We start from the raw sequence: 14,960 nt of genomic DNA on the forward strand, positions 1-14,960 counted from the left end.
GCTGCGTCAGTCGTCGAGCGGGTCGCGCTCGGTCCCGCACTTCCAGCAGACCGTGAACTGCGGCTCCAGCCTTTCACCGCAATGCTTGCATGTCCAGGGCCGGGCGTTCGCGTCCGGGCCTTTTTGCGCGCGCTCCAGAAGACGCCGCGCCAGCGACTCGTCGCGCTCGTCGACGATCCATATCTCCGGCGCGCACTGATCCGCCGGAATCTCGCCCATTGCGCCGTTCAGATAGCGGTTATGCAGCTCGCAGGGCACGCCCGCGGTCGCCAGCACGTTCACCCAATGTTGAGCCGTGATGAGGTTGGGCGCGCGCGTGAGCTTTTTCATCGAACGATCTGGCTGGCTTCGTGAACGAGCTGTGCATAGAGCGCGTGGCGTTCGGGCCTGATCTTGCCTGCTTCGACGGCTTCGAGCACCGCGCACCCCGGCTCCTGCAGATGATGGCAGTTATAAAAGCGGCAGTGGCCGAGATAAGGCCGGAAGTCGGCGAACGCGCGCTCGAGCTGGCCTTCGGACAGGTGATGCAACCCGAATTCCTGAAAGCCCGGCGAATCGATCAGCGAGCCGCCGCCCGGCAGCGCGTAGAGCCGCGTGAACGTCGTCGTATGACGGCCGCTATTGAGCGCGGACGAAATCTCGCGCGTGGCGGCATCCGCGTCGGGAACGAGCAGATTCACGAGCGTCGATTTGCCCATGCCGGACTGCCCGAGGAGAATCGTCGAGCGATCTTTCAGACGCGCGTCGAGTTGAGGATGCACCTCGCCCGGCTGCGCCTTTGCGGACAACTCGATCACGGTGTACCCAAGCGCCCGATACGGCGCGAGACGTTCCCGCGCGAGGGGCAACGCGTCCTTGACGTCGATTTTGTTGAGCACGATGAGCGCATCCAGCCCATGCGCTTCAGCCGCGATCAGCGCGCGTCCGAGCAGGTCTTCGCTGAAGTGAGGTTCGGTCGCGAGCACGATCAGCAGTTGATCGAGATTCGCGGCAAAGAGCTTCGACTTGAACTGATCCGAGCGATACAGCAGATTGCGCCGCTCGCCAATCTCGACGATCACGCCCTGATCCGCCGACGACTGCTCGTAGATCACGCGATCGCCGACAGCGACTTCGCTCTTCTTGCCGCGCGGAAAGCACTGAAGCATGGCGCCGCCGTCCTCGGGCGTGACGAGATAGTGGCGGCCGTGCGCGGCGATCACCGTGCCGCCGAGCCGCGCACCGGACGACGCGCCGCTCTTGCGGCCGGTTCGCGTCGTCATGCGGCGTGCTGCATCAAACGGTCGATGCGCTGCGACGCGGGCGGATGCGAATAGTAGAACGCGGTGTAGAGCGGATCGGGCGTGAGCGTGGACGCGTTGTCTTCGTAGAGCTTCACGAGCGCGTTGACGAGATCCTTCGGATCGGTCTGACTCGCGGCGAAGGCGTCCGCTTCGAACTCGTTCTTGCGCGAGGTCAGGCTACCGAGCGGCGTGATGAAGAACATGAAAACGGGTAGCACGAGCATGAAGAGAACGAGCGCAAGCCCGTTATTGCCGCCGATGAGCGACGGCCGCACGCCCAGCCCCTCGTAGAACCAGACGGTCTGCACGAGCCAGCCGAGCAGCGCGAGCATCGCGAGGCTGATGACGAACATGACGACCATCAGCTTGAGCACATGACGGCGCTTGAAGTGGCCGAGCTCGTGCGCGAGAACCGCTTCGATCTCGCTGCCGGACAAGCGCGCGAGCAGGGTGTCGAAGAACACGATCCGCTTGGCCGCGCCAAAGCCGGTGAAGTAAGCGTTGCCGTGCGCGGAACGGCGGCTGCCGTCCATCACGAAAAGGCCCTTCGCGGCGAACCCGGTGCGCGACATGAGGTTTTCGATGCGCGCGCGCAGCGCCTCGTCCTTCAGCGGCTCGAACTTGTTGAAGAGCGGCGCGATGAAGGTCGGGTAGATGATCATGGCGAGCAGCTGGAACGCGACCCAGACCATCCACGTCCAGAGCCACCAGAACGCGCCGGCGCGATCCATCAGCCAGAGCGTGAGCAGCAGAAGCGGCGCGCCGACGATGACGCCGATCAGCGTGCCCTTCACCAGATCGACGAAAAAGAGCTTCTTCGACATGCGGTTGAAGCCGAACTTCTCTTCGATGACGAAGTGACGAATGTAGTCGAACGGCAGGTCGATGAGGCTCGTGATCGCGACGACCGACGCCACCAGCGCGATCTGTCCGAGGTAGCCGCGCCCGAGCGAGTCGGTGATGGCGTTGTCGAGCGCCTGCACGCCGCCCAAAAGCGTGAGCGCGACGAGCACGACGGCGCTCGTCACCACTTCGATCATCGTGAGCCGCGTGCGCTCGACGGTGTAATCCGCCGCGCGCTGATGGGCGGCCAGCGGGATCGTGCCGGTGAACTGCGGCGGGACATCGTTGCGATGCGCCGCGACATAGCGGACCTGGCGCGATGCGAGCCAGAGCTTGGTCGAGACCATCGCGACGAGGGCGACGACGAAGATCGTCGAGAAAGCGAGCGAGAGGTGGGTCATCCGCGAATTCCGATTGAACTATGCGAGAATTATAGGTTCTTGGCCGTGCCGCCGTTGTCACAACATGCCATCGTCCGGACGGCGGGCGCGCGGCCTCATCTTCTTCTCAGGCAGCGTTCATGACCGACTCATCCCAGCGTCCCGACAGTCCCGACACTTCAGAACTCGCGCGCAGCGACATGAACCTCGTGTGGCTCGACATGGAAATGACCGGACTCGATCCTGACAACGACCGCATCATCGAAATTGCGGTGGTCGTGACGAATTCGACGCTCGATAAGATGGTCGAAGGCCCGGTGCTCGCCATCCACCAGACGGACGAAGCGCTCGGCCGCATGGACGAGTGGAACCGCAACACGCATGGCCGCTCGGGGCTGACCGAGCGCGTGAAGGTATCGACGGTGGACGAAGCCGAAGCCGCGCGGCAGATTCGCGAGTTTCTCGGCCAGTACGTGCCGCCGGGCAAGTCGCCGATGTGCGGCAATTCCATCTGCCAGGACCGCCGTTTCATGGCGCGCTGGATGCCGGAACTGGAGACGTTCTTCCACTACCGCAATCTCGACGTCAGCACGTTGAAGGAGCTGTGCCGCCGCTGGCAGCCGGCCATCTACAAGGGCTTTCAGAAGCGCGCGATGCACACCGCGCTCGCCGATATCCACGAATCCATCGACGAACTGAAGTACTACCGCGAGCACTTCCTGATTCCGTCGGCGGCCAACGGCGCTTCCTAAACTTTCGGCGGGCGGATGGCGCTTTTCGGGCGGAACGCGGCGACCACTTCCGGCTGCGTCTCGACATACGGCCCGCCGATCAGATCGATGCAGTACGGCACCGCCGCGAAGATGCCGGGCACCCGGCTCTTGCCTTCGGCGTCCTTCAGGCCTTCGAGCGTTTCGCGGATCGACTTCGGCTGCCCCGGCAGATTGATGATGAGCGCGGCGTGATCGCTGGTCTCGCGGATCACGGCGACTTGCCGCGACAGGATCGCGGTCGGCACGAAGTTCAGGCTGATCTGGCGCATCTGCTCGCCGAAGCCGGGCATCGGCTTGGTGGCGACAGCGAGCGTCGCTTCTGGCGTCACGTCGCGGCGCGCGGGGCCGGTGCCGCCGGTCGTGAGCACGAGGTCGCAGCCGAGCGTATCGACGAGTTCGACGAGCGTCGCGGAAATGGTCGCGGCGTCGTCCTGAATCAGCCGCGTTTCTGCACGCCACGGTGAACTCAATGCCTCGCTGAGCCACGCTTCGAGCGACGGCAAGCCCTTGTCCTCATACACGCCTTGCGACGCGCGATCGCTGATCGACACCAGCCCGACGATCAATTCATCCGGATGGTTACGCTTCGTCGCCGGCTTCGTCGTCATCGCGGTCATCCTCGTCGCCTTCGGTGTCTTCGTCGTCTTCCACGCCCGCCGCGTTCTTGATCCACTGGAACAGCTCGCGGTAATAGCGCGGCGGCTTCTGCTGCTGGCGTTCCTTGCGCGCGTTGCGAATGAGCGTGCGGCCTTCCTGCGGATCGACGCCCGGATGTTCGCGGATGAATTCGGTGAGCGCGGCGTCGTCGGCGAGCAGTTGTTCGCGGGCGCGCTCGATCCAGTGCAGGCGCGCGGTTTCCGCCTTGTTCACGCCGCGATGCGTGTCGAGCGCGGTGCGCAGCGCGGCGATCTCGCCCTCGGAAAGCGAGCGCATGACGCGCCCGACATACTGCAACTGGCGGCGTTTGCCTTCGTGATCGGTGATGCGGCGCGCTTCGCGCACGGCGTCGTCGAGGGCTTCGGGCATCGGCATGCGCTTGAGCGCGTCCTTCGGCAGCGCGATGAGCGCTTCGCCCAGTTCCTGCAACGCGTGCATTTCGCGCTTGAGTTGGGATTTGCTCGGGCGGTCGTAGGCCTGATCGTCGGTGTCGCGGGCCTGGCCGCCGGCGTCGATCGGTTGGATGCGGGTTTTACGGTTCATCCCGACATTGTAGCTTCTCGTTTGCGCGGCATCGGCTGCTCTCTGGCCGGTGAAGGCACGCTGTCCTTGCTATGATCGCGTGACGGGCCGACGCGCGGGCGCACGCTCGCCGCCCGGCCGGCATCGACACATCGCACGACCGTGAACGACACGCAGGAGCGCTACGCCGCTTCAGCTTTCGCAGTCAACGAAAACCCAAGGCAACGACACATGGCAGCAGACATCGACGTCAAGCAGCGCTATTTCCCGCATACGCAAGACGAACTGAAGGAGATCGCCTCCGACATCCTGCGCTACGCGAAGGAACTGGGCGCGAGCGATGCCGCCACCGAAATCTCCGAAGGCGATGGCCTGTCGGTGAACGTGCGGCGCGGCGAAGTGGAAACCATCGAGCACAACCGCGACAAGATGGTCGGCGTGACCGTGTTCATCGGCAAGAAGCGCGGCAACGCGAGCACCGCGGACTTCACGCGCGAAGCGCTGCGCGACACGGTCGCGGCGGCGTACAACATCGCGCGATTCACGGCCGAGGACAGCGCAGCCGGTCTCGCGGAAGAAGAGCTGCTCGAGAAGTCGCCGCAGGATCTCGATCTGTATCACCCGTGGGACATCGACGCCGAAGAAGCGGCCGAAATCGCGCGCCGCGCCGAGGCCGCCGCGTTCGCGGTCGACAAGCGCATCACGAATTCCGAAGGCGCGAGCGTATCCGCGCAGCATTCGCAGTTCGTGCTCGCGACGTCGCGCGGCTTCATGGCGGGCTATCCGTATTCGCGGCATTACATCGCGTGCGCGCCGATCGCGGCGAGCGGGCGCGACATGCAGCGCGACGACTGGTACACCTCCAGACGCGATGCCTCACAACTCGCCGATCCCGAAGCGGTCGGCCGCTACGCCGCCGAGCGCGCGCTCGCGCGCCTGAACGCGCGCAGCCTCCATACGCGCAAGTGCCGCGTGCTTTTCGAAGCGCCGCTCGCGGCGGGCATCCTCGGCGCGTTCGTGCAGGCGGTGAGCGGCGGCGCGCTATATCGCAAGACGACGTTTCTCGTCGACAGTCTCGGCAAGCCGGTGTTCGCGCCGCATATTCAAATTGTCGAGGATCCGCATGTGAAGGGCGGCATGGGCAGCGCGCCGTTCGACGAGGAAGGCGTTCGCACGCAGCGGCGCAGCGTGGTCGAGGACGGCGTCGTGCAGGGCTATTTCCTGTCGACGTACTCGGCGCGCAAGCTCGGTATGCAGACGACCGGCAACGCCGGCGGCTCGCACAATCTCACGATGACGAGCACCGGCACGCAGCCCCAAGACGACTTCGAGGCGATGCTGAAAAAGCTCGGCACGGGCCTCTTGCTCACCGAACTGATGGGGCAGGGCGTGAACTACGTGACGGGCGACTATTCGCGCGGCGCGTCGGGGTTCTGGGTCGAGAACGGGCAGATTCAGCACGCCGTCGAAGAAATCACCGTGGCGAGCACGCTTCAGGAGATGTTCCGCCATATCGAGGCGATCGGCGCCGATACCGTCGTGCGCGGCACGAAGGCGATCGGCTCCGTGCTCATCGAACGCATGACGGTCGCCGGTCAGTGAGCGCGTGCTATGCGCGCCGCTCGTAGGTGACGAACGCGAAATCGAAGGTGTTCGGCGGCGCGGCGCGGTGCGTCTCGCGTGATACCTCGCGCCACAACGACGCGTCCGGCGCGGGAAAGCGCGTGTTGCCGTCGAAGTCGGCGTCGATCTCGGTGACGATCATCTTGGCGGCGCGGCCGATCGCATCGGCGTACAACTGGGCGCCGCCAATCAGGAAGGCTTCGGTGGCGCCATCGGCGGCCGCCAGCGCGAGCGCATCGTCGATGCTCGTCACCGTGTCGCAGCCTTCGTAGCGCCGCCCGGCATCGCGTGTGACGACGATGTTGCGACGTCCCGGCAAGGGCCGCCCGATCGACTCGTGCGTTTTGCGCCCCATGATGATGGGCGCGCCCATCGTCGTGCGTTTGAAGAAGGCGAGGTCTTCGGGCAGGCGCCAGGGCAATTGGTTATCGCGTCCGATCACGCCGTTGCGCGCGCGGGCGACGATGAGAGTCAGCGTCGTCATGAGAGTCGGGAAAGAAAGCGGCATGCGCCGCCAGAGCGGGCCCCGATTCTAACCGACGCGCGCAGCGTGCCGCCCGCGCCCGCGGCGTCTCTCGATGCAACGGGTCAGGCTTCGGACGAATCGTCGGCGGCGTCGCGCATTTCCGGGGCCGCGTCGGGCGCGACTTCGTCCCATAGCGTGACGCTCGGGCTTGCACCCGGGGAACGCCACCATGTGTACGAATCCCGCCGGGCCAGCGACCAATCGGAAGCGCCGGGCGCTTCGCCTTCTTTCCATTGCGCAACGGGGACCGCTTCGAGCGGTAAATAGTTATCCAGTGCCATCTCGATGACGAAGATTATCGGGTAATTTATTCCGGCGCCCGAATTGTCGAAATAAAACGCCTGTCCGTTCAGTACAAATGACGAAGCAATGAATCCAGGCGATTCCCCGAAGCGGGGTCCCCGGCGCAAAAGTCCGCAGAAGTTATTACCGCGAAACTCAGCGGCCTTCTAGCTAAATGCGTGCCATTCGCGCCTGCGCCTTATGCAGCAAGGTCTCGCGAAGAAAGCCTCGGGACCCTCGTCCAGAAAGGCCCGAAAACGTTTCACGCATGAAACGCGGCACGAGAAAAACATGAAGTTCAGGCGAAACCGGTATAAGCTTTCGTCGTATTAAAACTGCGGACCCGGCATTTTATAATCGCGTGAGCACTTCTTTCCGAGCCATATCCAGCAAGGTTTTGTGGCTAATCGGCAAGCCGTGACGATAATTGTTTTCGGTGGTTCTGGGTTATAGTAGTCTCTCTGAAGCGGCGCACAAACAAACAAAAAGGGTTTCGCGGAAAGGGTACAGGTGTGACGTGCACCGTGTTCCCGGGGGCAACGTATCGAATTGCAAGTCCGTCCGCAGCACATGCGAGGGCAACGAATTCTGCATGTAGCGAGAGCCTGAACTACGCGACCTTTTCAACGAACGTTGAACCAAGGATCTGAATAATGGACGTCGCTCGGCGGCAACTCATCTATGTGACTCGAGATCCCAGCGAGACGCTTTGCGCGTGTTTCGAGGAACGCGGCTGGCAGATCGAGATCGTGGCGAGCGCGCGCGACACCCGCAAGGCGTTGCGCAGCGACCTGGCAGTGGGCGGCCTGCTCGATCTGTCGAGTCACTTCGAATCACACGAACTGGTGGCGTTCGAATCGTCGCTCACCATGACGAACGTCGGCTGGGTGGCCGCAACGGTGCCCGGCCAATTGGAAGACGCCGCCGTGCGGCGTCTGATCCGCGACTATTGCTTCGACTATGTGACGGTGCCGACGTCGAACGACCGCATCGTCGATTCCGTCGGCCACGCTTACGGCATGGTCACGCTGCACGACGCAGCTTCGAACGATGCGCGCACGGAAGGCCGCGCCGAAGGCGAAATGGTCGGCTCCTGCGACGCCATGCTCGCGCTCTTCCGCTCGATCCGCAAAGTCGCGATGACCGACGCGCCCGTGTTCATCTCGGGCGAATCGGGTACCGGCAAGGAATTGACGGCGGTCGCCATCCACGAGCGCTCCGCGCGGCGCGACCAGCCGTTCGTCGCGATCAACTGCGGCGCGATTCCGGCGCACCTGCTGCAATCGGAGCTGTTCGGCTACGAGCGCGGCGCGTTCACCGGCGCGAACCAGCGCAAGATCGGCCGCGTCGAAGCGGCCAACGGCGGCACGCTGTTCCTCGACGAAATCGGCGACTTGCCGCTCGAAAGCCAGGCGAGCCTTTTGCGCTTCCTGCAGGAACGCAAGGTCGAGCGGCTCGGCGGCCACGGATCGACGCCGGTCGATGTCCGCATCATTTCGGCCACGCACGTCGACATGCAGACCGCGATGATCGAAGGGCGTTTTCGCGCGGACCTGTATCACCGCCTATGCGTGCTGCAGATCGACGAGCCGCCGCTGCGCGCGCGCGGCAAGGATATCGAACTGCTCGCGAAGCACATGCTCGACCGCTTCAAGAAGGACGCGAGCCGCCGTCTGCGCGGCTTTTCGCCGGACGCGATCGCCGCCATCCACAACTACGGGTGGCCCGGCAACGTGCGCGAACTCATCAACCGCGTGCGTCGCGCGATCGTGATGTCGGAAGGGCGGCAGATTACCGCGCGCGATCTCGAACTCGGCGAATACGTGGAAGTCGCGCCGGTGTCGCTCGCGCAGGCGCGCGAGGCGGCGGAGCGGCAGGCGATCGAACTCGCGCTTCTCCGTCATCGCGGACGTCTGGGCGATGCCGCGCACGAACTCGGCATTTCGCGGGTGACGCTGTATCGGCTGCTGAGCGCGCACGGCATGCGCCATATCGAAGTCGATGCCCCGTCGGAACACGCGACGCGCGGCTGATTCCCGCATCGATATCCTCACCGCAACGGGCGCCGCAAGGCGCCCGTTCTTCTTTGCGCGGACCCGAACCGGCGCGCCTGCCCGCTTGGTAAAATCGCTCTTTCGCGTGGCGCGTGCCCGCATTGAAGGAACATCGAATGAAACAGTATCTCGAGCTCGTCCAGACGATCCTCGATACCGGCACCTGGCAGGAAAACCGCACGGGCATCCGCACCATCGGCATTCCCGGCGCGATGCTGCGCTTCGATCTTCAGGAAGGTTTTCCGGCCGTCACGACGAAAAAGCTCGCGTTCAAATCCGCGATCGGGGAAATGGTCGGCTTTCTGCGCGCAGCGAAGAGCGCCGCCGATTTCCGCGCGCTCGGCTGCAAGGTGTGGGACGCGAACGCCAACGAAAACCCGCAGTGGCTCGAGAATCCGTACCGCCAGGGCCCGGACGATCTCGGCGACGTCTACGGCGTGCAATGGCGCAAGTGGCCGGCGTACAAGCTGATCGACGCCGCCGCGGGCGACCAGATCGCGGATGCCACCAATCGCGGGTATCAACTGCTCACGAGCTTCGTCGAGAACGGGCGCGAGCAGGTGCTGCTGTACAAGGCCATCGACCAGTTGCGCCAGTGTCTCGACACCATCATCGAGCGGCCGACGGACCGGCGCATCCTGTTTCATGCGTGGAATCCGGCGAAGCTCGACGAAATCGCGCTGCCCGCGTGCCACCTGCTGTATCAGTTCATCCCGAACGTGACGAAGGGCGAGATTTCGCTGTGCCTCTACATCCGCAGCAACGATGTCGGGCTCGGCACGCCGTTCAACCTGACCGAAGGCGCGGCGCTGCTGCATCTCGTCGGGCGGCTGACGGGCTACACGCCGCGCTGGTTTACGTACTTCATCGGGGACGCGCATATCTACGAGAATCAGCTCGACATGCTTCAGGAACAATTGAAGCGCGAGCCGTATCCGCTGCCGCAGTTGATCATCTCCGACCGCGTGCCGGACTACGCCGCGACGAAGCGTTACGAGCCCGAGTGGTTAGAGAAGATCGAGCCGAAGGATTTCGCGCTCGAAGGCTACCGGCATCACGATCCGATCAGCGCGCCGATGGCCGTCTGATCCTTCCATCGGCAACGAAAAAATAAGCGCGCGGCTCCGGTCGCGCGTTTTCGTTTGCGGCTAGCGTTCGGACAGAAACCGTTCGAAGTGCTGCCGGCCCGCTGGCGTCACGCGCAGCACGCGCCGCTTCGCCGTGTGCTCGATCCATCCGTGCTGCTCGCACGCATCGAGGAAAGCCGCGCCGAGCGCGCCGCCCAGATGCGGGCGCCGCTCGCTCCAGTCGATGCACGTACACGCGAACCGCCGCCGCCGCGCTTTTTGCTCCGCCAGATCGATGCCAAGCTGCGCAAACGCCTGCGCGCCTTCGGGCGTGGCGTCGAGCGCGGAAGGCCCGCGTATCTCGCGCTGTTCGTTTGCAGCCGCGAGCCAGTTACGCGCGAGCATGCCGTCGAAGAGCCGCACGGCCAGCTCGCCCGCGAGATGGTCGTAGCAGGTGCGCGCATAGCGCATCTCGAGCGGCACGGCGCTCGCGGGACGCTCGGGCGCGCGCTGCGGCGCGCTCGCGCGTGCGAGGTGCGCAAGCGCTTCGATGGCTGCGGCAATATCGGCGCTGGCGATCCGATAGTACCGATGCCGTCCGCTCACTTCGAGCGCGAGCAGGCCGCCTTCGGTGAGCCGCGCGAGATGGCCGCTCGCCGCCGACGGCGACAGTCCCGCGATCATCGTCAGCTCTCCGGCGGGGCGCGCGGTGCCGTCCATCAGCGACCAGAGCATCGCGGCGCGGCCCGGATCGGCGATCAGCGCGCCGATGCGCGACAGGCCGGGAAAGTGCCGGCAGCGGGAATCGTCGAGGGCGGGGTTCATGGCGGTCTCAGCCTGCAAAGCGAGGATGCTTCCACTTTATCGCGCGCGCAGAATCGACGTTTCACCGTCACCCGAAATGTCGATGCAGGCGCGCGGCGCTAGAATGGCCGCTCGCACTTTTGACGCAGCAGAGGAACTTCGCATGTCCAGGCTCACCTTTTCCGCCGCGCTCGTCCTTGCCGTTCTGTGCGCGGGCTGCGCGGGCGCGCCGTCGTCGGCGGGCGGGGGCGGCAGCATCACGATGTACGGCACCATCGATCAGGGCGTGACCGTCCACAACTAACCTTCACCGCTGCGAGCCGCCATGAACACGCCGATCACGCCGATCACGCCACCCCGCCAAGGCCGCGCCGAAACCACGTTCCGCTTTCTCGCCGAGCCGAGTTCGGTCAATTTCGGCGGCAAGGTGCACGGCGGCGCGCTGATGAAGTGGATCGACGAAACCGCCTACGCGTGCGCTGCGATGTGGTCCGGCCGCTACGCAGTCACCGTAAGCGTCGGCAACATCCGTTTCAGGCGGCCGATTCTCGTCGGCAATCTCGTCGAATTGCGCGCGCGCGTGGTCGTGACGGGGCGCACCAGCATGCATATCCATGTATCGGTGCATGCCGGCGATCCCAAAGTCGGCGAGCTTGCGCAGACCACCGACTGCCTGATGGTCTTCGTCGCCGTCGACGAGAAGGGGCAGCCGACGCCCGTGCCCGCGTTCGTGCCGGCATCGGAAGAAGAGCATCGCCTCGCCCGATACGCGATGGACGTCAAGGACGCGCTCGACGCGATCGTCGAACTGAAGCCGGAAGAGGTCGCGGCGGGCAAGGTCTGACCCGCCGCGCGTCGCGGAAAGGGAAAGGCAGAGAAAGGCGCTTATGCGCCCCCGACCATGTCGTGCGGCTTCACCCATTCGTCGAACTGCGCTTCGGTCACATGCCCGAGCGCGAGCGCGGCGGCCTTGAGCGTCGTGCCTTCCTTGTGGGCCTTCTTCGCGATTTGCGCGGCCTTGTCATAGCCGATATGCGGATTGAGCGCCGTCACGAGCATCAGCGATTCGTTCAGCAGGCTGTCGATGCGATCCGTATTCGCCTCGATGCCGACCGCGCAGTTGTCGTTGAAGCTCTGCGCGCCGTCCGCGAGCAGGCGAACCGATTGCAGCACGTTATGCGCGATCATCGGCCGGAACACGTTCAGTTCGAAGTTGCCGCTCGCGCCGCCGATATTCACGGCGACGTCGTTGCCGAACACCTGACAGCAGAGCATCGTGACGGCTTCGGATTGCGTCGGGTTGACCTTGCCCGGCATGATCGAACTACCCGGCTCGTTCTCCGGAATCGAGAGTTCACCAAGCCCGCAGCGCGGCCCGCTCGCGAGCCAGCGGATGTCGTTCGCGATCTTCATCAGGCTCGCGGCCACGGTTTTCAGCGCGCCGTGCGCGGCGACGAGCGCGTCGGCGGCGGCCATCACCTCGAACTTGTTCGGCGCCGTCTCGAAGGGCAGGCCGGTGAGCGTGCCGATCGCCTGCGCGACCTTCGTCGCGAATTCCGGATGCGCGTTGAGTCCGGTGCCGACCGCCGTGCCGCCCTGCGCGAGCTGATACAGATGCGGCAGCGTCGCCTCGACGTGACGGATGCCCTGATCGAGTTGCGCGACGTAGCCCGAGAACTCCTGACCGAGCGTGAGCGGCGTCGCGTCCTGCAAGTGCGTGCGGCCGATCTTCACGATGTCCGCGAACTGCTTCGACTTCTTGTCGAGCGTCTCGCGCAGCGTCTTCAGCGACGGCACCAGATGCTTGACGATCGCATACGCGGCGGCCACATGCATCGCGGTCGGGAAGACGTCGTTGGACGACTGGCCGCGGTTCACGTCATCGTTCGGATGCACGAGGCGTTCTTCGCCGCGCGGGCCGCCCATCAGCTCGCTCGCGCGATTCGCGATCACCTCGTTCAGGTTCATGTTGGTCTGCGTGCCGGAGCCCGTCTGCCAGACGGCGAGCGGAAACTCGTCCGGATGCTTGCCCGCGATGATTTCGTCGGCGGCGGCGATGATCGCCTGCGCCTTTTTCGCGTCGAGCACCTTCAGTTCCTGGTTCACCTCGGCGGCGGCGCGCTTGACGATGGCAAGCGCGGTGATCAGTTCCGGCGACTGCTTCTCGGTCGAAATCTTGAAGTTCTGCAGCGAGCGCTGCGTTTGCGCGCCCCACAGCTTGCCGTTCGGCACGGCGATCTCGCCGAACGTGTCCTTCTCCATGCGTACATCGCCCTGCGCGTCCTGTGTCATGGCCTGAAGTTCCTCGAGAAGTTGGTCAAAGCTGCTTGTCGACGGGCAGCAGCATGAAGAGGCCCGTCATCGCGTTTCGGTAGAAGCCGGCCTCGGGATCGAAGTTGTACGTGACCGTGCCGATGTCTTCCTGACTCGTCCAGACGAGACCGGATTGCGGCGCACCGGTGCGCCGCAATTCCTCGGTCACCGCCGCGCTCGCCAGTTCGACGCGCCAGCTCGCTCTCGGCGAGATGCCGCGCTCGAAGAGGCGCGCGGCTTCTTCGGCGATCGGCTTGCTGTGGATCACGAGCGCGAGTTCGGTGTTGAGTTGCGCCGAGCGTGGATCGAGATTCATCGAGCCGATGACGAGGATACTCCGATCGACCACATACGCCTTCGCGTGCAGGCTCGCGCGCGAACTCGATCCGAAGAGTCCGGCGGGCGGCCGGCCTTCGCCTTCGGGCTGCAAGGGCTTGAATTCGTACAGTTCGACGCCGCGTTCCAGCAACGGAATGCGATACGGCGCATAGCCCGCCTGGACCGCGACGGCATCCGTTGCCGCAAGCGAATTCGTGAGCACCGCGACGCGCACGTGACGTTGCGAAGCGTCGCCGAGCGCCTTCACGCCGGCGTCGTGCGGCACGAAGTACGGCGACAGAACGAGGAATTCGCGCTGCGCCTCCTTGAGCAGTTGCGCGAGCCGCGTCATCGGCGGGCTCTTGTAGTCGTCGCGCGGATGCTCGATTTTCGACGGCGAATCCGCTTCGAACTCCGCCGGCGCCCAGACCAGACCCATCTCGCCGCGCGCTATCTGCTGCGCGAGTGGCGTTGCGTTCAGCGGTTTCGCGTTCAGCTGATCGGCCTCTTGCCGCCAGTGAGCGCGCAGGTCTTCGCGCGTCTTGTCGAGATCGGCGGGATCGAACTTTTGCTTGTTCAGCGCGCTCAAGGGGTAGGCGAGCGTGCTGTTCCAGTATTCGTCGAAGCTCGCGGAAATCTTGTGCGTGACGGGGCCGGCGGCGAACGCGTCGATGTCGCGGAACTGCAGCGTCGGGCTCGCGTTGAAGTACTCGTCGCCGAGATTGCGGCCGCCGACGATCGCGATCTGGTTGTCCGCGATCATCGCCTTGTTGTGCATGCGGCGCGTGAAGTGATCGAGATTCGTGAAGAAATTCTGCGTGCGCTCGTAGAAGCTGCGCTGCGCGCTTCCGTAGGGATTGAAGACGCGAATCTCGATGTTCTCGTGCGAGTTCAGCGCCGCCATGATGCGGTCGATGTCCTTGAAGTTCAGATCGTCGACGAGCATGCGCACGCGCACGCCGCGATCCGCCGCATGGAGCGCGGCGCCGAGCAGCAGCTTGCCGGTGTTGTCCTCGTTGGCGATGTAGTACTGCATGTCGAGCGTCTTCGTCGCCGCGCGCGCGAGCGCGATGCGCGCCTGCAGCGCGTCCTCGCCGGTCGGCAGAAGGCGCACGGCGGACTCGTCCGGATGCTGCTTTTCGAGCGGCCCGAGCGCGTCGGCGAGCGGCGTCGCGTCGGTCGCGGCGAGCGCGTGCGTCGCGGGCCGGTCGAACGCGGTGGCGGGCGGGCGCGTCGCGCATCCGGCGCATCCCGCGCACAACGCGGCGGCCAGCGCGAGCGCGGCCTGCCGGCCCGGCTGCAACTTGAATCGCGACGCGGTTGATGCCATCCGGTTTCGAACGCGCGCGACTTTCCCTGATGCTGTGAACATTCCCCGGTTTTGCGGCACTTCGCTTCCTCTTTTTGCTTGTTTTGGACTCGGCTGGATCTGACGCCAGCGCTTTCTCGGGATCGCAGTCTGATCGGCGACGCAGCAAGGAACGTTCTCGCCGATGCGACCGTCTCGAAAATATT

At 64.7% G+C, this 14,960-nt stretch carries 16 protein-coding genes; 6 read left to right on the plus strand and 10 right to left on the minus strand.

Annotated elements, in window-relative coordinates:
• Positions 1-6: 6 nt before the first annotated feature.
• From LDZ27_RS04480 to LDZ27_RS04490, 3 genes are read right to left on the minus strand one after another with little or no spacing between them, the layout of a single operon-like run.
• Positions 7-330, minus strand: a complete 324-nt coding sequence (locus LDZ27_RS04480) for a DUF2007 domain-containing protein (RefSeq protein WP_244815515.1) — start codon at positions 328-330, stop codon at positions 7-9.
• A complete protein-coding gene (gene rsgA / locus LDZ27_RS04485; protein ID WP_244815516.1) occupies positions 327-1,262 on the minus strand; it encodes a ribosome small subunit-dependent GTPase A in 936 nt (311 codons plus the stop codon). The genes LDZ27_RS04480 and rsgA overlap by 4 nt, the downstream gene beginning before the upstream one ends.
• On the minus strand, positions 1,259-2,527 hold the full coding sequence (locus LDZ27_RS04490; protein WP_244815517.1) for a M48 family metallopeptidase: 1,269 nt from the start codon (positions 2,525-2,527) through the stop codon (positions 1,259-1,261). Before LDZ27_RS04490 ends, rsgA begins: the two co-directional genes overlap by 4 nt.
• Before the next feature lie 119 nt (positions 2,528-2,646).
• Here LDZ27_RS04490 and orn point away from each other — a divergent pair, with 119 nt between their 5' ends.
• Positions 2,647-3,258, plus strand: coding sequence for an oligoribonuclease (gene orn, locus LDZ27_RS04495; protein WP_244815518.1), 612 nt, complete (start codon positions 2,647-2,649; stop codon positions 3,256-3,258).
• On the opposite strand, the gene mog is transcribed toward orn, so the two are convergent.
• Together mog and yjgA are read right to left on the minus strand one after the other, a co-directional pair.
• Positions 3,255-3,887 (minus strand): molybdopterin adenylyltransferase, encoded by a 633-nt coding sequence (mog, locus tag LDZ27_RS04500; protein WP_244816039.1) that lies wholly within the window; start codon positions 3,885-3,887, stop codon positions 3,255-3,257. The two genes, orn and mog, sit on opposite strands and share 4 nt — an antisense overlap.
• Positions 3,859-4,479 carry a ribosome biogenesis factor YjgA gene (gene yjgA, locus LDZ27_RS04505; RefSeq protein WP_244815519.1) on the minus strand — a complete coding sequence of 207 codons (621 nt, stop codon included), beginning with the start codon at positions 4,477-4,479 and terminating at the stop codon, positions 3,859-3,861. The genes mog and yjgA overlap by 29 nt, the downstream gene beginning before the upstream one ends.
• 210 nt (positions 4,480-4,689) lie before the next feature.
• Between yjgA and pmbA the strand changes: the two genes are divergently transcribed.
• A complete protein-coding gene (gene pmbA / locus LDZ27_RS04510; RefSeq protein WP_244815520.1) occupies positions 4,690-6,060 on the plus strand; it encodes a metalloprotease PmbA in 1,371 nt (456 codons plus the stop codon).
• A 7-nt stretch (positions 6,061-6,067) separates the two neighbouring features.
• Here the strand turns inward: pmbA and LDZ27_RS04515 are convergent, their stop codons facing one another.
• Complete coding sequence (locus tag LDZ27_RS04515) at positions 6,068-6,565, minus strand: dihydrofolate reductase (RefSeq protein ID WP_244815521.1); 498 nt, start codon at positions 6,563-6,565, stop codon at positions 6,068-6,070.
• Positions 6,566-6,669: 104 nt separating this feature from the next.
• On the minus strand, positions 6,670-7,017 hold the full coding sequence (locus tag LDZ27_RS04520; protein ID WP_244815522.1) for a hypothetical protein: 348 nt from the start codon (positions 7,015-7,017) through the stop codon (positions 6,670-6,672).
• Between the two features lie 525 nt (positions 7,018-7,542).
• Between LDZ27_RS04520 and LDZ27_RS04525 the strand changes: the two genes are divergently transcribed.
• Both LDZ27_RS04525 and LDZ27_RS04530 read left to right on the plus strand, forming a co-directional pair.
• Complete coding sequence (locus LDZ27_RS04525; protein ID WP_244815523.1) at positions 7,543-8,922, plus strand: sigma-54 dependent transcriptional regulator; 1,380 nt, start codon at positions 7,543-7,545, stop codon at positions 8,920-8,922.
• Positions 8,923-9,059: 137 nt separating this feature from the next.
• Complete coding sequence (locus LDZ27_RS04530) at positions 9,060-10,031, plus strand: thymidylate synthase (protein WP_244815524.1); 972 nt, start codon at positions 9,060-9,062, stop codon at positions 10,029-10,031.
• A 60-nt stretch (positions 10,032-10,091) separates the two neighbouring features.
• Here the strand turns inward: LDZ27_RS04530 and LDZ27_RS04535 are convergent, their stop codons facing one another.
• Positions 10,092-10,835 (minus strand): helix-turn-helix transcriptional regulator, encoded by a 744-nt coding sequence (locus LDZ27_RS04535; RefSeq protein ID WP_244815525.1) that lies wholly within the window; start codon positions 10,833-10,835, stop codon positions 10,092-10,094.
• Between the two features lie 142 nt (positions 10,836-10,977).
• On the opposite strand from LDZ27_RS04535, the gene LDZ27_RS04540 reads away from it, so the two are divergent.
• Positions 10,978-11,118 carry a hypothetical protein gene (locus tag LDZ27_RS04540; protein WP_244815526.1) on the plus strand — a complete coding sequence of 47 codons (141 nt, stop codon included), beginning with the start codon at positions 10,978-10,980 and terminating at the stop codon, positions 11,116-11,118.
• Between the two features lie 21 nt (positions 11,119-11,139).
• Complete coding sequence (locus tag LDZ27_RS04545) at positions 11,140-11,658, plus strand: acyl-CoA thioesterase (RefSeq protein ID WP_244815527.1); 519 nt, start codon at positions 11,140-11,142, stop codon at positions 11,656-11,658.
• A gap of 41 nt (positions 11,659-11,699) precedes the next feature.
• On the opposite strand, the gene fumC is transcribed toward LDZ27_RS04545, so the two are convergent.
• Both fumC and LDZ27_RS04555 read right to left on the minus strand, forming a co-directional pair.
• Positions 11,700-13,106, minus strand: a complete 1,407-nt coding sequence (gene fumC, locus LDZ27_RS04550) for a class II fumarate hydratase (RefSeq protein ID WP_244815528.1) — start codon at positions 13,104-13,106, stop codon at positions 11,700-11,702.
• A 25-nt stretch (positions 13,107-13,131) separates the two neighbouring features.
• The gene (locus LDZ27_RS04555; protein WP_244815529.1) at positions 13,132-14,775 is read right to left on the minus strand and encodes a phospholipase D family protein; all 1,644 of its coding nucleotides are present in this window, start codon (positions 14,773-14,775) and stop codon (positions 13,132-13,134) included.
• Between the last annotated feature and the right edge of the window lie 185 nt (positions 14,776-14,960).

Source organism: Caballeronia sp. Lep1P3 (assembly GCF_022879595.1).
GTDB lineage: Bacteria > Pseudomonadota > Gammaproteobacteria > Burkholderiales > Burkholderiaceae > Caballeronia.